Here is a 16,910-nt window from a genome sequence, read left to right as displayed (position 1 = left end):
CGTCATGTCCCGTATTGGAAGACTCCCCATCGACATCCCCGCAGGGGTGACCGTCTCGATCGACGGTCGTAATGTCGCCGTCAAGGGCCCGAAGGGCGAGCTCGCGCTCACCGTCGCCGCCCCCATCGAGGCCGCGATCGAGGACAACCAGGTCCTCGTCACCCGTCCGGACGACGAGCGCACCTCGCGCTCGCTCCACGGCCTCACCCGTACGCTCATCGCCAACCAGATCGTCGGCGTGACGCAGGGCTACACCAAGGGCCTCGAGGTCGTCGGCACCGGTTACCGCGTTCAGCAGAAGGGCAACTCGATCGAGTTCGCCCTGGGCTTCTCGCACCCCGTCGTCGTCGAGCCGCCGGCCGGCATCACCTTCACGGTGGAGGGCAACAACAAGCTCACCGTGTCGGGTATCGACAAGCAGGCCGTCGGTGAGGTCGCCGCCAACATCCGTAAGATCCGCAAGCCCGAGCCCTACAAGGGCAAGGGTGTGCGTTACGCCGGCGAGAACGTTCGTCGCAAGGCCGGAAAGGCTGGTAAGTAACCATGGCTGTCAAGACCAAGTCCGCTGCCCGTGGCCGTCGCCACGCGCGTCTGCGGAAGAAGATCGAGGGTACGGCTGTCCGTCCCCGTCTCGTCGTGACGCGCTCGGCTCGCCACGTCTTCGTCCAGGTCGTCGACGACGCCCAGGGCCACACGCTCGTGTCCGCTTCGACGCTCGAGACCGACCTGCGCTCCTTCGACGGTGACAAGACCGCCAAGGCCAAGCGCGTCGGCGAGCTCGTCGCAGAGCGTGCCAAGCAGGCCGGCATCGAGGGTGTCGTTTTCGATCGTGGCGGGAACCGCTACGCAGGACGCGTCGCGGCGATCGCCGAAGGTGCTCGAGAGGGTGGATTGAACCTGTGAGCGAAGAGACCAACAAGGAGAAGGTTGTGGCTGAGACCACTGAGCCTGCGAAGACCGTGGAAACGCCCGTGGCCGAGACCGCTGAGAAGCCGGTCGAGACCGCTGCCGGTAGCGAGAGCCAGACGCGCGACGAGCGCTCCGGCCGTCGCGGCGGCGGTGGCGGCGGTCGTGACCGCAACCAGGGCGGACGCGACCGTGGAGGCCGCGACCAGGACAAGAGCCAGTTCCTCGAGCGCGTCGTGACCATCAACCGCGTGTCGAAGGTCGTGAAGGGTGGACGTCGGTTCAGCTTCACCGCCCTCGTCGTCGTCGGTGACGGCAACGGTCTCGTGGGCGTCGGCTACGGCAAGGCTCGCGAGGTCCCCCTCGCGATCTCGAAGGGCGTCGAGGAGGCGAAGAAGAACTTCTTCCGCGTCCCCCGCGTCGGTTCGACGATCCCGCACCCCGTCCAGGGTGAGGCCGCTGCCGGCGTCGTGCTGCTGCGTCCGGCTGCCGCCGGTACCGGTGTCATCGCCGGTGGTCCGGTCCGCGCCGTGCTCGAGTGCGCCGGCATCCACGACGTCCTGTCGAAGTCGCTCGGTTCCTCGAACACGATCAACATCGTCCACGCCACGGTCACGGCCCTGCAGCAGCTCGAGGAACCTCGTGCCGTCGCAGCCCGTCGTGGTCTCGAATACGACCAGGTCGCCCCCGCGCGCCTCGTCCGTGCAGAAGCCGACGCCGCAGCTGCGGCCGCGGCGAAGGTAGGTGCCTGATGGCCGCTCGTCTGAAGGTCACGCAGACCAAGTCCAAAGTTAGTGAGAAGCAGAACCAGCGCGACACGCTGCGTAGCCTCGGCCTCAAGCGCATCGGCGATGTCGTCGTCCGCCCGGACGACGCGCAGAACCGTGGCTACGTCAACACTGTTGCTCACCTCGTGAAGGTTGAGGAGATCGACTAATGGCTGACGAGAAGAACGACGTCACCGAGGAGACCCCGAAGAAGAAGGCTGCGCCCAAGGCGAAGTCGACGACGACGGAGAAGGCTCCCAAGGCCGAGAAGGCAGCTGCTCCGGCGAAGGCGAAGGCCGACACGGCCGCAGCCGACAAGCCGAAGAAGGCGCCGGCCAAGAAGGCAGCAGCTTCGACGTCGGCATCGGCCGACACCACCGAGGCCGCGCCCAAGGCGGAGAAGAAGGCTGCGAAGCCGACCGAGGAAACCGTGGCTCGCGCTCAGGTCCTCAAGGTCCACCACCTCCGTCCGGCCGCCGGTTCCAAGAAGGCCAAGACCCGTGTGGGTCGTGGTGAGGGATCCAAGGGTAAGACCGCGGGCCGTGGAACCAAGGGCACGAAGGCCCGCTATTCCGTCAAGGCCGGTTTCGAGGGTGGCCAGCTCCCGTCGCACATGCGTGCGCCGAAGCTGCGCGGCTTCAAGAACCCGTTCCGCGTCGAGTACCAGGTCGTGAACCTGGAGAAGCTCGCCGAGCTCTACCCCTCGGGTGGAGACGTCACGGTGGCCGACCTGGTCCAGAAGGGCGCCGTTCGCAAGAACGAGCTCGTCAAGGTCCTGGGCGGCGGCGACGCCGACCTGAGCGTGAAACTCAACGTCACGGTCGACAAGGTCTCCGGTTCCGCACAGGAGAAGATCCTCGCGGCCGGCGGCTCGGTAAAGTAGTCCCGAAGTAATCCCGACCGGCTCCCCTTCGCGAGCGCCTCACCGTCACCGGTGGATGCTCGCGAAGGGGGACGTCAGTGGACCATGTACGCCAACGGGCCCGATGATCGGATAGATTCGATTGTCGGGCCCGTTCCGCGTGGTCCATCGTTCAGACCGGGACGACGAGCTCTCACCGGCTCGAAACCAGGAGGCCCCCTTTGTTCAGCGCCGTAGCGCGGATCTTCCGCACCCCAGACCTTCGTCGGAAGATCGGCTTCACCCTGGGCATCATCGCCCTGTACCGGCTCGGCACGTTCGTCCCTGCCCCGTTCGTGGACTTCCAGAACGTGCAGACCTGTCTGCAGCAGAACCAGGGGACGTCGGGCCTCTACGAGCTCGTCAACCTCTTCTCGGGCGGCGCGCTCCTCCAACTCTCCATCTTCGCGCTCGGCATCATGCCGTACATCACCGCGTCGATCATCGTGCAGCTGCTCCGCGTGGTCATCCCGCACTTCGAGACCCTCCACAAGGAGGGGCAGGCCGGCCAGGGCAAGCTCACGCAGTACACCCGCTACCTCACGATCTTCCTCGGCATCCTGCAGTCGACGACCCTCGTCACGGTGGCGCGTTCCGGTGCCCTCTTCGGCACGAACGCGAGCACCGAGTGCTCGCAGCTGCTCACGAGCGACACCTGGTACGCGGTCCTCCTCATGGTCGTCACCATGACCGCCGGTACGGGACTCATCATGTGGATGGGCGAGCTCATCACGGAGCGCGGCATCGGCAACGGCATGTCCCTCCTCATCTTCACGTCGATCTCGGCGACCTTCCCGTCAGCCCTCTGGGCCATCCAGCAGGCGCGAGGCTTCGAGGTCTTCCTCCTCGTCATCGCCGTGGGACTCGTGATCGTCGCCCTCGTGGTGTTCGTCGAGCAGTCGCAGCGGCGCATCCCCGTGCAGTACGCGAAACGGATGGTCGGTCGCCGCACCTACGGCGGGAACAACACCTACATCCCGATCAAGGTCAACATGGCCGGCGTCGTGCCCGTCATCTTCGCCTCGTCGCTGCTGTACCTCCCTGCGCTCATCGCGCAGTTCAATCAGCCCGCCGCCGGCGAAGAGCCCGCAGCGTGGGTCACGTGGGTCACGAACTACCTGACGCAGGGCGACCACCCGCTCTACATGGCGCTGTACTTCCTCCTGATCGTGGGCTTCACCTACTTCTACGTGGCCATCACCTTCAACCCGGAGGAGGTCGCGGACAACATGAAGAAGTACGGCGGCTTCATCCCCGGCATCCGTGCGGGACGACCCACGGCCGAGTACCTCGACTACGTGCTCACGCGCGTCACGCTCCCCGGCTCGATCTACCTCGGTCTGATCGCCCTCATTCCGCTCGTCGCACTCGCACTCGTCGGAGCGAATCAGAACTTCCCGTTCGGCGGCGCGTCCATCCTGATCATCGTGGGCGTGGGTCTCGAGACGGTCAAGCAGATCGACTCGCAACTCCAACAGCGCCACTACGAGGGGCTGCTCCGGTGAGCGGGGCCGAGACGGCGGGTGCACGGCTACTCATCGTCGGACCTCCCGGTGCGGGCAAGGGCACCCAGGCCAAGCTCATCGCGTCGTCGTTCGCCGTACCCGCCATCTCGACGGGCGACATCTTCCGAGACAACATCAAGAACGGTACGGAGCTCGGCCAGCAGGTGCAGTCGATCGTGTCGAGCGGCGGCTACGTCCCCGACACGCTGACGAACGAGATCGTGCGCGACCGACTCCACCAGGACGACGCCATCGACGGCTTCCTGCTGGACGGCTACCCTCGTACGACGGAGCAGGTCGCCGAGCTCGACCGGATCCTCGGCGAGACCGGCACATCCCTCGACGCCGTCGTCCTCCTCGTCGCCGACACGGATGAGGTCGTCGCACGACTTCTCAAGCGGGCCGTGGAGCAGGGACGAGAGGACGACACCGAAGACGTCATCCGGCACCGCCAGGACGTCTACCACGAGCAGACCGAGCCCGTCATCGCGCTCTACCGGGAACGCGGCCTCGTGGCGGAGGTCGATGGCCTCGGAGGTGTCGACGAGGTCGGTTCGCGCGTCACTCAGGCTCTCGCCGAGCGCGGCATCGAGCCCGCCGGCGTCGACGCCGTCTGACTCTTGTGTTCCGCAAGTCTCTGTACAAGTCGCCGGCGCAGCTCCGGCTGATGATCGAACCGGGTCTGGTCACCGCGGCGGCCCTCGACGCCGTCCGGGCGGCGATCCGACCAGGGGTGACGACCCTGGAGCTCGACGCGATCGCCGAGAGCACCATCCGGGCGTGCGGCGGCATCCCGAACTTCCAGCTCGTGCCCGGCTACGTCCACACGATCTGCGCGTCGGTCGGAGCCGATGTCGTCCATGGGATCCCCAACGACGTTCCGCTCCGACCGGGCGACATCGTGTCGATCGACTGCGGGGCGGAGGTCGACGGATGGAACGGAGACTCGGCGTTCACCGTGGTCCTCGACGACGACGATCGGCCTGAGCTCGTCGCCGAACGGCGACAGCTGTCCGACGTCACCGAGGCATCGATGTGGGCCGGTATCGCCCGTCTGGCGTCCGCTCGTCACCTCAACGAGGTCGGGATCGCCGTCCAGGAGGCGATCGAGAGTCGGAGCGAGTACGGCATCATCACCGACTACATCGGCCACGGAATCGGTCGCTCGATGCACGAGGCGCCGCCCGTGTTCAACTACCGTGTGGCGCAGAAGGGCCCGGAGGTCAAGACGGGCCTCGCTGTGGCGATCGAGCCCATGGTCGTCACAGGAAGTCCGGAGACCTTCGTCCAGGACGACGAGTGGACCGTGACGACGGTCGACGGCGGAATGGCGTCCCATTGGGAGCACAGCGTCGCCGTCCACGACAGGGGGGTGTGGGTCCTCACCGCCGGTGACGGGGGAGCGGCAGGTCTCGCGCCCTTCGGAGTGACGCCCGTCCCTCTCACCTGACCGCCTCGTGCGGAGGCGTCGCGTCGAGCGATCCCGGTATCGCGTTCGGCGTAGGGTCGGAGCATGTCGAATCCGTCCGCTGCGCGCGTCTTCTTCCTGTCCCCGCTTCCGGCCGATGCCGAGCCGGACGACGCCGCGATCGCGGCGTCCATCGCCGAGTCCGACGCCCGCGACCCGCGTCTGAGCGTCCTCGACCTCGGGGCGTCCCGGGGCGACGGCATCTTCGAGACGCTCGGCGTGATCGACGGGCGTGCTCACGGCATCGAGGACCACCTCGGGCGGCTCGTCCGCTCCGCGCGGATGCTCGATCTCCCGGCTCCCCACCTCGGACAGTGGCGGGCGGCGATGGAGCGCGCCGTGGCGAGCCTCCCCTCGACGGGCCAGGGCTCGCTCAAGATCGTGCTCACGCGGGGGATCGAGGGATCCGGGACCCCGACGGCGTGGATCGTCGCTCGCGCCTCGACATCGGACTTCGCGGAGCGCCGCACTGGCATCCGCGTGGTGACGCTCGACCGAGGCTGGCCGCTCGACGTGGCCGATCGTGCGCCATGGCTGCTCGCGGGAGCGAAGACGCTGTCCTATGCCGTCAACATGGCGGCCATCCGTGAGGCGAAGCGGCGCGAGGCGGATGACGCTCTCTTCGTCTCCTCCGACGGCTTCGCGCTCGAGGGGCCGACGTCGAGCCTGCTCGTGCGCTTCGGCGACACGATCGTGACGCCGTCGACCGACGGGGGCATCCTGCCCGGGACGACCCAGGCCGCGATCTACCGCTGGCTGGAGAGCGAGGGCAGGCTCGCGGAGTACGACACCGTGCCGGCTGCGCGACTCGCCGAGGCGGACGCCGCCTGGTTCGTCTCGAGCGTGCGCCTCGCGGCCCCGATCACCGCCATCGACGATCGGCAGCTCGCAATCGATCGCGATCTGACGGACGGGATGAACGCGATGCTCCTCTCCCGCTGAGGCCGCTCACGCGTCCATCGTGTGGACGAGTTCGTCGATGAACGACGGAAAGTCCACGGACCCCTTGATGATGCGCTGCACGTCCTCGCGACCGGAGAAGACCTCGACGATCTGATCGAAGACCGGTTGGAAGCGCGCGCGACCGTCCGCGCTGAACGCGATGAGAGCGACGACGTTCACCCGGGCCTCGCCCCACGGCATGCTGTGCTCGTTCACCGCGATCGCGATCGCGGTGCGCTTCGCCGACATCGCCATCGCGTGAGGGACGGCGAGGGTGTCGGTGAAGGCCGTCGATGACATGCGTTCGCGCTCGACCACACCGTCGAGGTAGTCCTCGTCGATCGCTCCGTCCGCGATCATGAGCTCGCCGAGCCGTCTGATCATCGCCTCTTCGTCCGCCGCCGTCTCGTTGCGGACGAAGAAGGCGGGGGAGAAGTATTCGAGCAGTTCGGTCGCGATCTCCGAGCGGCGCCTGCTCCGACGCACTCGTGACACGGCGCGACGCACGCGATCGCCGTCCGCTTCGCCGAAGAACGGTCCGATCACGAGGACGGAATCGTCGGGGACGGGAGGCTCGATCGTCGAGAGCACGAGGTCAGCCCCGAGGGACGACCAGGGGACGTCCGAGCGCGTGACGACGCGGTCGACCGCGACCACGTCGCCTACCGACGCGATGATGCGTGCGCGGAGCACGCTCTGCAGGTCGTAGTAGTTGGGGCAGACGAGGACGACGGGCTCCAGATCCTCGCGACGCGCCTCCTGCTGCAGGTGCGCCCCGACGTGCATGGCGATGTACGCGATCTCGTCGTCGTCGATCTCCACTCCGCTGAGGTTCCGCAGCTCGCGCGCGATGAAGACGGCGAGCTCGTAGATCATCGGATAGGACGTCTTGATCGATCGGGTCAGGGGATTGCGGGAGAAGGATCGATCGCTCGCGCGCTCGAGGAGGTTGTGGACGTGGAGAGCGAGTCGGGTGTTGAAGTCGTCGTCCTCGAGATCGACGGCGTACTCCGCACCGGCACGAGCCGTGATGCGGCGCACACGTTCCAATTCCTCGTCGGCGAGGTAGCGCCGCCGCCCGGTCTCTCCGCCGTCGGGCTGCTCCTCCGGTTCCGCGCCGGGGGCGACGGCCCTCGTCGACAAGAGGTATCCGAGGTACTCGGCGTCCCCTCGACCCAGCGTGACGCCGAAGTGCTCGCGGACGAGCCCGTCGAGGAGGGCGGGGAACTCCTCCCCGTGGAAGTCCTCCGATCGCGTCGGCCGTTCGTCGTCCGGAACGCGGTTGTCGTGGGATACCCGATCCACCGCGATCGCGATGTGCAGGAGGACATTGTCCGTGCCGTAGTCGTTCACGTAGTACGAGCGCGCCTCGAGCTCGCCGAGGAGCGCTGTCTTGAACGCGCTGAGACTGTCGGAGGCGAACGCCCGCTCGACGGCATCGAGGTCGATGCGAGCCTGGGCGGTCTCGTCCCGGAAGAGACGGCTGATGAGGCGACGGCGGTCACGCTCGGCGCCGGCGATCGAGACGATCGGTCCCGAACGGGTGATCTGCAGATCCACGTCAGCGACGATGGGGCGGATCTTCGCGAGATCCGCTTCGATCGTGGAGTCGCTGACGTGCAGCCGCTGGGCCAGAGCGAAGACGTCGACGCCGGCAGACTCCGCGAGGAGGGCCCTGATGATGCGCGTGCTGCGTTCCCGCGGCGTCTCGGTGCTGCCGATGGTGCGTTCGAGACGGCGGAAGCGCGCATAGGCGTCGTCGTCGAGGCGGTAGCCGCTCGGGCCCGAGACGACGAGGTCGTCGGCGCCCGGACGGCTACGGAGACGGGCCAGGTAGGTCCTCACGCTCCGCGGCGTGACGCCGAGCGCGTCCGCGAGTTCTGACGCGGTGACCCACCCGGAGGCGCGCGCGAGATGCGCGAGGATGCGATCCTGTCTCTCGCGTGTCACGGTGGCTCCTCGGGGTTCGACGATCGTTCGTCGGTGCGTACTGTCGGTGCGTACGCTCGGCGCGTACGGTCGAGTCAATCATCTCGGACGCCGTCGTGGTCCCTCGGTGCAAGGAGTGAGACTTTCCGCCCCTGCGGAAGCTTTCCTGGTGGCACTCCATCTCGGGAGGGACGAGACTTCCGGTACGGGTGCGTTCAGCATCCGCAGAACCACGACGGAAAGCGCAGGGGCGGATCGATGGAGATCCTCGTAGTGTGTGGAGTTGGCGCGTCCTCGACGTTCGTCGCCCTCCGTCTGCGACGCTCGGCCGCGGAACGCGGCATCGACCTGAGTGCTCGCGCCGGCTCCCTCGAGCTCCTCGACTCCGCCATCATCGGAGCGGATCTGGTCCTCGTCGGGCCGCATCTCGCCGCGCGCCTCGCCGACGTCCGCGCCACGGCCCGCGCCGTCGACGAGAGGATCGTCGTCGCCCTCCTTCCCGAATCCGCCGTCACGTCTCGCGACGGCGACCTCGCTCTCCAGACCGCCCTCGACGCCGCCGGGGTGGGATCATGAGCGACGGCCGGAGCATCGACACGGGTGCACGAGCCGCCGATCGTGCAGGAGAACGTCAGCAGGCGGCTGCTGAGGAGCCCACCATGGTCACACGCACCGTTCGCATCGGATCGTCGCACGGACTGCACGCACGCCCCGCGAAGCTGTTCACGCAAGCGGCCGCAGCCGCCCCGGGCGCCGTCACCATCGCGAAGGGCGACGGCAAGGCCGTCAACGCCGCGAGCATCCTCGGCGTGATCTCTCTCGGCGTCGAGTACGGCGACTACGTGACGCTCTCGACGGAGGGCGACGGGGCCGAGGCGACCCTCGACGAGCTCACGGAGCTCCTCGTCACCGACCACGACGAGGCCTGATCCCCACATGACGACCGCCGCCACAGCACAACGAGGAGACCGCTCATGCGCATAATCGGAACCGGAATCGGCCAGGGGGTGGCGACGGGTCCCGTCGTCCGCATGCCCGAACCGCTCGCGACGCCATCGGACGTCCAGAGCACGATCGGCGCCGAGGCCGAGAAGGCCCGCACCGTCGAATCACTCGCCCGGGTCGCGCGAGCGCTCGAGGAGCGGGGCGCGAAGGCGGGCGGAACGGCGCGAGACGTGCTGGAGGCCCAGGCGATGATGGCGGAGGACCCGACCCTCGCCGACTCGCTCGACGAGCTGCTCGCCCAGGGGAAGACCGCCGAGAGGGCGGTCTCGGAGGCCTTCGCGGCTTTCCGTGACCAGCTCGCGGCCATGGGCGGCTATCTCGGTGAGCGTGCGGCAGACCTCGACGACGTCGCGCAGCGCGTCATCGCCGACCTCCTCGACGTGCCCGCACCCGGTGTCCCCGATCTCGAGGAGCCGTTCGTGCTCGTCGCGCGTGATCTCGCACCGGCCGACACGGCGCTCCTCGACCTCGACAAGGTCCTCGCGCTCGTGACGAGCGACGGCGGCCCCACCTCTCACACCGCGATCCTCGCGCGGGAGAAGTCGATCGTGGCGATCGTGGGCGCAGCCGACGCGCTCTCGCTCGGGGAGGGGACGACCGTCGTCGTCGACGCCGCCGCGGGAGTCGTCATCGCCGAGGCGTCGGCCGAGGAGGTCGCCGATGCGAAGGCCCGCATCGCCGAGCGCGCCGCTCTCGTCGACGCCCCGGCGACCCCCGGGGCGCTCGCCGACGGAACGTCCATCCCGCTCCTCGCGAACCTCGGCTCCTCGAAGGCGGCGAAGGCTGCTGCGGAGGGCGGCGCCGAGGGTGTCGGATTGTTCCGCACCGAGTTCCTCTTCCTCGACGCTGGTGGCAGTGCCCCGACCATCGAGGAGCAGCGGGCGCACTACGTCGAACTGCTCGAGGCGTTCCCCGGTCAGAAGGTCGTCGTCCGCCTCCTGGACGCCGGAGCCGACAAGCCGCTCGCCTTCCTCAACGACGCGCACGAGGAGAACCCCGCTCTCGGCCTGCGCGGTCTGCGGGCCCTGCGCGTCAGCGAGGACATCCTCCGCGAGCAGCTCACGGCGCTCGCCGAGGCGGACAAGCTCACCTCCGCCGACCTCTGGGTCATGGCCCCGATGGTGTCGACGGTCGAGGAGACCGCGTACATCGTGGCTCTGTCGAAGGAGCTCGGCCTCAAGACGGCCGGCATCATGGTCGAGGTCCCGTCGATCGCGCTGATGGCCGACAAGGTGTTCGAGATCGCCGACTTCGCCTCGATCGGCACGAACGACCTCACCCAGTACACGCTCGCGGCCGATCGCCTCCTCGGCTCGGTCGCCTCCTTCCAGGACCCGTGGCACCCCGCAGTGCTCCGCCTCGTCGGCGAGGTCGGCGCGGCCGGCGGGCGTGCAGGGAAGCCCGTCGGGATCTGCGGGGAGGCAGCGGCCGACCCGCTCCTCGCCGTCGTGCTCGTCGGCCTGGGTGCCACCACTCTCTCGATGTCGCCGTCCGCTCTCGCGGACGTGCGCGCATCGCTCCTCCGTTACACCCTCGACGAGGCGAAGAGCCTCGCCGAAACCGCCCTGGCCGCCTCGGGTGCGGCCGAATCCCGAGCCGCGGTCACCGCCGCGGTCGAATCCCTCAAGGAGACACACTCATGACAACGACGTCCACCACGTCGACGCAGAGCGGCGGCGCGCGCGTCGCCGTTCAGCGCTTCGGCACGTTCCTCTCCGGCATGGTCATGCCGAACATCGCGGCGTTCATCGCCTGGGGCATCATCACCGCCTTCTTCATCGAGACCGGCTGGACCCCCGTGGCGCAGCTCGGCGGGTTCGAGGGCGCCGACGGTACCGCCTATCCCGGCATCGTCGGCCCGATGCTCACCTACCTGCTCCCGCTCCTCATCGCCTACACCGGCGGCAAGATGGTCTACGACACGCGTGGAGGCGTCGTCGGCGCCATCATGACCATGGGCGTCATCACCGGTGCGAACACGACGATGATCCTCGGTGCGATGATCTGCGGCCCCCTCGGCGGCTGGCTCATCAAGCAGGTCGACAAGATCTGGGACGGAAAGATCCGCCCCGGCTTCGAGATGCTCGTGAACAACTTCTCGGCCGGCATCCTCGGCTTCGGCCTCTCGATGCTCGCCTTCTTCGGGCTCGCCCCGGTCCTGTCGTTCGTGAGCCAGGTCCTCGGCAACGCCGTGGAATGGCTCCTCTCGGCCGGCCTGCTGCCGCTCGCGAGCATCTTCATCGAGCCCGCGAAGGTCCTGTTCCTCAACAACGCCATCAACCACGGTGTCCTCACGCCCCTCGCGGCCGACCAGGTGGCCGAGTCCGGCAAGTCGATCCTCTTCCTCCTCGAGGCGAACCCCGGCCCCGGCCTCGGACTGCTGCTCGCGTTCTCGTTCTTCGGCATCGGCGCGGCCCGCGCGACGGCTCCTGGCGCGATCATCATCCAGTTCTTCGGCGGGATCCACGAGATCTACTTCCCGTACGTCCTGAGCAAGCCCCTCCTGCTCCTCGCGGTCATCGCGGGTGGTGCGACAGGTGTCGCGACGAACGTCGCGTTCAACTCGGGGCTCGTCGGCGTCGCCTCGCCCGGCTCGATCTTCGCCGTTCTCGCAGCCACGGAGCGCAACAGCTTCCCCGGTGTCATCCTCTCGGTGATCCTGTCGGCGGCCGTCTCCTTCCTCATCGCGTCGATCATCCTCCGCGCCTCGCGCAAGCGTGACCTCGCGTCCGGCAACGCCGGCGACCTGTCGGCCGCCGTCGCGAAGACGCAGGCCAACAAGGGCAAGGAGTCGAGCGTCCTCGGCAACCTGGCCGGCCAGCCCGTCGCCGCCGCCGGCGACCCGCAGACCGCGCGTCTCGTCTCGAACATCGTGTTCGCGTGCGACGCCGGCATGGGGTCGAGCGCCATGGGTGCGTCGGTCCTCCGCAACAAGCTGAAGAAGGCGGGCGTGGAGGGTGTCACCGTCACCAACCAGGCCATCGCCAATCTCACGGGAGATGCCGACCTCGTGATCACGCACAAGGACCTTACGGACCGCGCACGCCAGAAGTCGCCGAACTCGCAGCACGTCTCGGTCGACAACTTCATGAACTCGCCGAAGTACGACGAGGTCGTCGGCCAGGTCCAGAACCAGAAGGAGACCACCAAGTGAGCGACGACATCCTGACCCGCGCCAACGTCGTGTCGGAGGGATCCGCGACGACGAAGGACGACGCGATCCGCGAAGCCGGTGCCCTCCTCGTCTCGTCGGGAGCGGTCGATGCGAGCTACGTCGACGCGATGCTCGAGCGCGAGACCAGCGTGTCCACCTACATGGGCAATCTGCTCGCGATCCCGCACGGCACGAATGAGTCGAAGGACGCCATCAAGACGTCCGCCCTCTCGCTCGTGCGGTACGACCACCCGATCGACTGGGACGGCGAGGAGGTGCGCTTCGCCGTCGGCATCGCCGGTGTCGGAGACGAGCACCTCGGGATCCTCTCCAAGATCGCCGTCGTGTTCTCGGACGAGGACGAGGTCGCGAAGCTCGTGGCGGCGAAGGACGCGGACGAACTGTACGCGCTCCTCGAGGAGGTCAACGCGGAATGAAGGCCGTTCACTTCGGCGCAGGCAACATCGGGCGCGGCTTCATCGGGCTCCTCCTCCACGAGGCGGGCTACGAGGTGGTCTTCGCCGATGTGAACGCCGACCTCATCGATGCGATCCAGTCGGCCGACTCGTACGACGTCCACGAGGTGGGCGAGGGCGGCCGGACGAAGACGGTGACGGGCTTCCGCGCCATCAACAGCGCGGTCGACGAGGAGGCACTCGTCTCGGACATCGCCACGGCCGACATCGTCACGACGGCCGTCGGTCCGAACGTGCTGCGCTTCGTCGCGCCCGTGATCGCGAGGGGGCTGCTGGCCCGATCGGCCGGCTGTGCGCCCCTCGCGGTCATGGCGTGCGAGAACGCGATCTCCGCGACCGACACCCTCGCCGCCGAGATCCGTTCGGCGGCGGGGGAGCGGGCGACCGAGGTCGAGAACGGAGCGGTCTTCGCCAACACGGCCGTCGACCGCATCGTGCCCGGCCAGGATCCGGCGGCGGGGATCGACGTCACCGTCGAGACCTTCTGCGAGTGGGTCATCGAGGCCGAGCCGTTCGCGGGTGCGGCTCCGGTGATCCCGGGCGCGACGTTCGTCGACGCTCTCGGACCGTACATCGAGCGAAAGCTCTTCACCGTGAACACGGGGCACGCGACGGCGGCGTACGCCGGCTTCGCCGCGGGTCACACGAGGATCGCCGAGGCCTTCGCCGACCCGGCGGTGCGCGACCTGGTCGAGCGCGTCCTGCGTCAGACCTCAGCGCTCCTGGTGGCGAAGCACGAGCTCGATCCCACGAAGCAGGACGCGTACCGCGAGAAGATCCTGGTCCGCTTCGCGAACGACGCGCTCCCCGACACGGTGGTGCGGGTGGGACGGCAGCCGCTGCGCAAGCTCTCACGCGATGAGCGCTTCATCGGCCCTGCCGCCCAACTCGCCGAGCGGGGGATGCTCACAGACGACCTCGTCGAGGCGGTCGGCGTGGCCATCGGCTTCGACGTGCCGGAGGATCCGGAGAGCGTGGAGATGCAGCAGCTCCTCCGCGATCTCACTCCCGAGGAGTTCGTGGAGAGGGTCACGGGGTTGTCCGCCGACCACCCCCTGAGCCCGGCGCTCGTCGAGATCGTCTCGACGCGCTGACCGCGCCGCCACGCACGCTCGGACCCACGGCCCGGCCCTCGATCGCGAGGAGCCGGGTCGTGTCGTGTCGAGAGACCCGGCGAGTGGCGGAACGGCGCGGAATGGCATAGGATATCCCTTTGGTGCCGTGTGCCATCGTCCAGCATGTCTGTCGACGGTCGGCCGAGGCTCCACCATCACCCGCACGACCAGTGCGGATCTACCCCCAGCGACAGTAACGACAGTGAGGCTATGGCCAAGAAAGACGGTGTCATCGAGATCGAAGGCTCGGTGGTCGAAGCGCTGCCCAACGCGATGTTCCGCGTTGAGCTGACGAACGGCCACAAGGTCCTCGCCCACATCTCCGGAAAGATGCGGCAGCACTACATCCGCATCCTCCCAGAGGACCGGGTGATCGTGGAGCTCACGCCCTACGACCTCACCCGTGGTCGAATCGTCTATCGCTACAAGTAGGTCTGCGCTGTAAGTAACGGCCGGGATCTCTCCCGGTACGAGGACAGCGAGAACGAGGAAACACGATGAAGGTCAACCCCAGCGTCAAGCGGATCTGCGAGAAGTGCAAGGTCATCCGCCGCAACGGACGCGTCATGGTCATCTGCGAGAACCCGCGCCACAAGCAGCGCCAGGGCTGAAAGCCCGCGGTTCTCCAGAGCCACGCACACTCACAACTGAACACCTGATACAGCGGTTCCAGAAACCCACAAGAGCGGCACTCGTGCCGATCGGTGGGGGACACCCAGGGTCGGAGGCCCTGGCACCGGAATCGCTCCACACCTCCACTCACTCCTAGGAGAGCCACAATGGCACGTCTCGCCGGCGTAGACATTCCCCGCGACAAGCGCGTGGAAGTCGCACTGACGTACATCTACGGAGTCGGACGCACGAGGGCCCTCAAGACCCTCGCCGACACCGGAATCAGCGGTGACATCCGCGTGAAGGACCTGACCGACGAGCAGTTGGTCTCCCTCCGCGATTACATCGAGGGCAACTACAAGGTCGAGGGTGACCTGCGCCGCGAGGTGCAGGCCGACATCCGCCGCAAGGTCGAGATCGGTTCGTACCAGGGCATCCGCCACCGTCGCGGCCTCCCGGTGCACGGACAGCGCACCAAGACGAACGCTCGCACCCGCAAGGGCCCGAAGCGCACCGTCGCCGGCAAGAAGAAGGCGCGCTAACCAGCGCCCGCCACCAGGATTCCAGGGAGTAGACATGGCAGCACCGAAGACGGCAGCTCGTAAGCCGCGCAAGAAGGAAAAGAAGAACATCGCCGTGGGCCAGGCCCACATCAAGTCGACGTTCAACAACACGATCGTCTCGATCACGGACCCGTCAGGCGCGGTCATCGCGTGGGCGTCCGGTGGAGACGTCGGATTCAAGGGTTCGCGTAAGTCGACCCCGTTCGCCGCCGGCCTCGCCGCCGAGTCCGCCGCCCGCAAGGCGCAGGAGAACGGCATGAAGAAGGTCGACGTCTTCGTCAAGGGACCGGGCTCCGGTCGCGAGACGGCGATCCGCTCGCTGCAGTCGGCCGGCCTCGAGGTCGGTTCGATCAACGACGTCACGCCGCAGGCGCACAACGGGTGCCGCCCGCCCAAGCGCCGCCGCGTCTGAGCCGCTCACACGGCCTTCCCGCGCTCCGGGCCCGCCGTTCTCTCGGCGGGCCCGCTGCGCGGCCGACGACAACTCAATACCTCACCAACGCAAGCGTCATATAGCGGACGCTTGGCCGAAAGGAATCAACAGTGCTCATCGCACAGCGCCCTACGCTCTCTGAGGAGAACATCTCCGAGTTCCGTAGCCGGTTCATCATCGAGCCGCTCGAGCCCGGCTTCGGCTACACGCTCGGCAACTCGCTCCGTCGCACCCTGCTCTCCTCGATTCCCGGCGCCGCTGTCACCAGCATTCGCATCGACGGCGTGCTCCACGAGTTCAGCACGATCCCCGGTGTGAAGGAAGACGTCACCGAGATCATCCTGAACATCAAGGGTCTCGTCGTCTCGAGCGAGCACGACGAGCCCATCACGGCCTACCTGCGCAAGACGGGTGACGGCGCCGTGACGGCTGCCGACATCTCGGCGCCGGCCGGTGTGGAGATCCACAACCCGGACCTCGTCATCGCGACGCTCAACGACAAGGCGAAGTTCGAGCTCGAGCTCACGATCGAGCGCGGCCGCGGCTACGTGTCGGCGACGCAGAACCGCAACGAGTTCTCCGAGGCCGGTCAGATCCCGATCGACTCGATCTACTCGCCCGTCCTCAAGGTCACCTACCGTGTCGAGGCGACGCGTGCCGGTGAGCGCACCGACTTCGACCGTCTCGTCGTCGACGTGGAGAGCAAGCCGGCGATCACGCCGCGCGACGCGATCGCGTCGGCCGGTAAGACGCTCGTCGAACTGTTCGGTCTGGCCCGCGAGCTCAACACCGCAGCCGAGGGCATCGAGATCGGCCCGGCGCCGGTCGACGCCGTCCTCTCGAGCGAGCTCTCGATCCCGATCGAGGACCTCGACCTGTCGGTCCGCTCGTACAACTGCCTCAAGCGCGAGGGCATCAACACGGTGTCCGAGCTCGTGGCGCTGTCCGAGAACCAGCTCATGAACATCCGCAACTTCGGTCAGAAGTCGGTGGACGAGGTGCGCGACAAGCTCACCGAGATGGGCCTCTCCCTCAAGGACTCGGTCCCCGGTTTCGATGGGGCCCACTTCTACTCGGGCTTCGAAGAAGAGACCAACTAGGTTTCGCCAGCTTTCCCACTGACACAGGAGTAAT

21 protein-coding genes are annotated in these 16,910 nt (G+C 67.6%); 20 read left to right on the top strand and 1 reads right to left on the bottom strand.

The window, feature by feature from the left end; all coding sequences use genetic code 11:
- Positions 1 to 4 precede the first annotated feature (4 nt).
- From rplF to CLV49_RS01620, 9 genes are all read left to right on the top strand, one after another.
- Positions 5 to 541: a 50S ribosomal protein L6 gene (gene rplF / locus CLV49_RS01660; RefSeq protein ID WP_106561980.1), complete on the top strand. Its 537-nt coding sequence runs from the start codon at positions 5 to 7 to the stop codon at positions 539 to 541.
- A gap of 2 nt (positions 542 to 543) precedes the next feature.
- On the top strand, positions 544 to 903 hold the full coding sequence (gene rplR, locus CLV49_RS01655; protein ID WP_106561979.1) for a 50S ribosomal protein L18: 360 nt from the start codon (positions 544 to 546) through the stop codon (positions 901 to 903).
- A 26-nt stretch (positions 904 to 929) separates the two neighbouring features.
- Entirely contained in the window at positions 930 to 1,658 is a 729-nt protein-coding gene (gene rpsE / locus CLV49_RS01650; RefSeq protein ID WP_424978937.1) for a 30S ribosomal protein S5, read from the top strand.
- Positions 1,658 to 1,843, top strand: coding sequence for a 50S ribosomal protein L30 (gene rpmD / locus CLV49_RS01645; RefSeq protein ID WP_106561978.1), 186 nt, complete (start codon positions 1,658 to 1,660; stop codon positions 1,841 to 1,843). The genes rpsE and rpmD overlap by 1 nt, the downstream gene beginning before the upstream one ends.
- A complete protein-coding gene (gene rplO / locus CLV49_RS01640; RefSeq protein ID WP_106561977.1) occupies positions 1,843 to 2,556 on the top strand; it encodes a 50S ribosomal protein L15 in 714 nt (237 codons plus the stop codon). Before rpmD ends, rplO begins: the two co-directional genes overlap by 1 nt.
- A gap of 200 nt (positions 2,557 to 2,756) precedes the next feature.
- Entirely contained in the window at positions 2,757 to 4,079 is a 1,323-nt protein-coding gene (gene secY, locus CLV49_RS01635) for a preprotein translocase subunit SecY (RefSeq protein WP_106561976.1), read from the top strand.
- Complete coding sequence (locus tag CLV49_RS01630) at positions 4,076 to 4,696, top strand: adenylate kinase (protein WP_106561975.1); 621 nt, start codon at positions 4,076 to 4,078, stop codon at positions 4,694 to 4,696. The genes secY and CLV49_RS01630 overlap by 4 nt, the downstream gene beginning before the upstream one ends.
- A 5-nt stretch (positions 4,697 to 4,701) precedes the next feature.
- On the top strand, positions 4,702 to 5,529 hold the full coding sequence (gene map / locus CLV49_RS01625) for a type I methionyl aminopeptidase (RefSeq protein WP_106561974.1): 828 nt from the start codon (positions 4,702 to 4,704) through the stop codon (positions 5,527 to 5,529).
- A gap of 63 nt (positions 5,530 to 5,592) precedes the next feature.
- Positions 5,593 to 6,489 (top strand): aminodeoxychorismate lyase, encoded by an 897-nt coding sequence (locus tag CLV49_RS01620; RefSeq protein ID WP_106561973.1) that lies wholly within the window; start codon positions 5,593 to 5,595, stop codon positions 6,487 to 6,489.
- Positions 6,490 to 6,495: 6 nt separating this feature from the next.
- Here CLV49_RS01620 and CLV49_RS01615 read toward each other — a convergent pair whose 3' ends face one another.
- Entirely contained in the window at positions 6,496 to 8,439 is a 1,944-nt protein-coding gene (locus CLV49_RS01615) for a BglG family transcription antiterminator (protein WP_106561972.1), read from the bottom strand.
- A 237-nt stretch (positions 8,440 to 8,676) separates the two neighbouring features.
- On the opposite strand from CLV49_RS01615, the gene CLV49_RS01610 reads away from it, so the two are divergent.
- The 11 genes from CLV49_RS01610 (at position 8,677) to CLV49_RS01560 (ending at position 16,876) form a co-directional block, all read left to right on the top strand.
- The gene (locus CLV49_RS01610) at positions 8,677 to 8,994 is read left to right on the top strand and encodes a PTS sugar transporter subunit IIB (protein ID WP_106561971.1); all 318 of its coding nucleotides are present in this window, start codon (positions 8,677 to 8,679) and stop codon (positions 8,992 to 8,994) included.
- A gap of 83 nt (positions 8,995 to 9,077) precedes the next feature.
- On the top strand, positions 9,078 to 9,347 hold the full coding sequence (locus CLV49_RS01605; RefSeq protein ID WP_106564815.1) for an HPr family phosphocarrier protein: 270 nt from the start codon (positions 9,078 to 9,080) through the stop codon (positions 9,345 to 9,347).
- A gap of 45 nt (positions 9,348 to 9,392) precedes the next feature.
- Positions 9,393 to 11,066, top strand: coding sequence for a phosphoenolpyruvate--protein phosphotransferase (ptsP, locus tag CLV49_RS01600; RefSeq protein WP_106561970.1), 1,674 nt, complete (start codon positions 9,393 to 9,395; stop codon positions 11,064 to 11,066).
- Positions 11,063 to 12,577, top strand: a complete 1,515-nt coding sequence (locus CLV49_RS01595) for a PTS mannitol transporter subunit IIBC (protein WP_106561969.1) — start codon at positions 11,063 to 11,065, stop codon at positions 12,575 to 12,577. The genes ptsP and CLV49_RS01595 overlap by 4 nt, the downstream gene beginning before the upstream one ends.
- Positions 12,574 to 13,014, top strand: coding sequence for a PTS mannitol transporter subunit IIA (locus tag CLV49_RS01590; protein ID WP_106561968.1), 441 nt, complete (start codon positions 12,574 to 12,576; stop codon positions 13,012 to 13,014). Before CLV49_RS01595 ends, CLV49_RS01590 begins: the two co-directional genes overlap by 4 nt.
- Positions 13,011 to 14,147 (top strand): mannitol-1-phosphate 5-dehydrogenase, encoded by a 1,137-nt coding sequence (locus tag CLV49_RS01585; protein WP_106561967.1) that lies wholly within the window; start codon positions 13,011 to 13,013, stop codon positions 14,145 to 14,147. The genes CLV49_RS01590 and CLV49_RS01585 overlap by 4 nt, the downstream gene beginning before the upstream one ends.
- Before the next feature lie 231 nt (positions 14,148 to 14,378).
- Positions 14,379 to 14,600, top strand: a complete 222-nt coding sequence (infA, locus tag CLV49_RS01580; protein ID WP_106561966.1) for a translation initiation factor IF-1 — start codon at positions 14,379 to 14,381, stop codon at positions 14,598 to 14,600.
- Between the two features lie 65 nt (positions 14,601 to 14,665).
- Positions 14,666 to 14,779 carry a 50S ribosomal protein L36 gene (gene rpmJ, locus CLV49_RS01575; protein ID WP_077055107.1) on the top strand — a complete coding sequence of 38 codons (114 nt, stop codon included), beginning with the start codon at positions 14,666 to 14,668 and terminating at the stop codon, positions 14,777 to 14,779.
- A gap of 168 nt (positions 14,780 to 14,947) precedes the next feature.
- Complete coding sequence (gene rpsM / locus CLV49_RS01570) at positions 14,948 to 15,322, top strand: 30S ribosomal protein S13 (protein ID WP_106561965.1); 375 nt, start codon at positions 14,948 to 14,950, stop codon at positions 15,320 to 15,322.
- A 34-nt stretch (positions 15,323 to 15,356) separates the two neighbouring features.
- Positions 15,357 to 15,755: a 30S ribosomal protein S11 gene (gene rpsK / locus CLV49_RS01565; protein WP_106561964.1), complete on the top strand. Its 399-nt coding sequence runs from the start codon at positions 15,357 to 15,359 to the stop codon at positions 15,753 to 15,755.
- Between the two features lie 131 nt (positions 15,756 to 15,886).
- Positions 15,887 to 16,876 carry a DNA-directed RNA polymerase subunit alpha gene (locus CLV49_RS01560; RefSeq protein WP_106561963.1) on the top strand — a complete coding sequence of 330 codons (990 nt, stop codon included), beginning with the start codon at positions 15,887 to 15,889 and terminating at the stop codon, positions 16,874 to 16,876.
- Positions 16,877 to 16,910: the final 34 nt, after the last annotated feature.

Origin of the sequence: Labedella gwakjiensis, assembly GCF_003014675.1 — a bacterium.
Lineage (GTDB): Bacteria > Actinomycetota > Actinomycetes > Actinomycetales > Microbacteriaceae > Labedella > Labedella gwakjiensis.
This window is presented reverse-complemented; position numbering and strand designations above follow the sequence as displayed.

Excerpts from the sequence above, each read along its gene's own strand:
- rplF (WP_106561980.1), top strand. The coding sequence starts at position 5 with ATGTCCCGTATTGGAAGACTCCCCATCGACATCCCCGCAGGGGTGACC.
- rplR (WP_106561979.1), top strand. The coding sequence starts at position 544 with ATGGCTGTCAAGACCAAGTCCGCTGCCCGTGGCCGTCGCCACGCGCGT.
- rpmD (WP_106561978.1), top strand. The coding sequence starts at position 1,658 with ATGGCCGCTCGTCTGAAGGTCACGCAGACCAAGTCCAAAGTTAGTGAG.
- rplO (WP_106561977.1), top strand. The coding sequence starts at position 1,843 with ATGGCTGACGAGAAGAACGACGTCACCGAGGAGACCCCGAAGAAGAAG.
- CLV49_RS01620 (WP_106561973.1), top strand. The coding sequence starts at position 5,593 with ATGTCGAATCCGTCCGCTGCGCGCGTCTTCTTCCTGTCCCCGCTTCCG.
- CLV49_RS01610 (WP_106561971.1), top strand. The coding sequence starts at position 8,677 with ATGGAGATCCTCGTAGTGTGTGGAGTTGGCGCGTCCTCGACGTTCGTC.
- CLV49_RS01605 (WP_106564815.1), top strand. The coding sequence starts at position 9,078 with ATGGTCACACGCACCGTTCGCATCGGATCGTCGCACGGACTGCACGCA.
- ptsP (WP_106561970.1), top strand. The coding sequence starts at position 9,393 with ATGCGCATAATCGGAACCGGAATCGGCCAGGGGGTGGCGACGGGTCCC.
- CLV49_RS01595 (WP_106561969.1), top strand. The coding sequence starts at position 11,063 with ATGACAACGACGTCCACCACGTCGACGCAGAGCGGCGGCGCGCGCGTC.
- CLV49_RS01585 (WP_106561967.1), top strand. The coding sequence starts at position 13,011 with ATGAAGGCCGTTCACTTCGGCGCAGGCAACATCGGGCGCGGCTTCATC.
- infA (WP_106561966.1), top strand. The coding sequence starts at position 14,379 with ATGGCCAAGAAAGACGGTGTCATCGAGATCGAAGGCTCGGTGGTCGAA.
- rpmJ (WP_077055107.1), top strand. The coding sequence starts at position 14,666 with ATGAAGGTCAACCCCAGCGTCAAGCGGATCTGCGAGAAGTGCAAGGTC.
- rpsM (WP_106561965.1), top strand. The coding sequence starts at position 14,948 with ATGGCACGTCTCGCCGGCGTAGACATTCCCCGCGACAAGCGCGTGGAA.
- rpsK (WP_106561964.1), top strand. The coding sequence starts at position 15,357 with ATGGCAGCACCGAAGACGGCAGCTCGTAAGCCGCGCAAGAAGGAAAAG.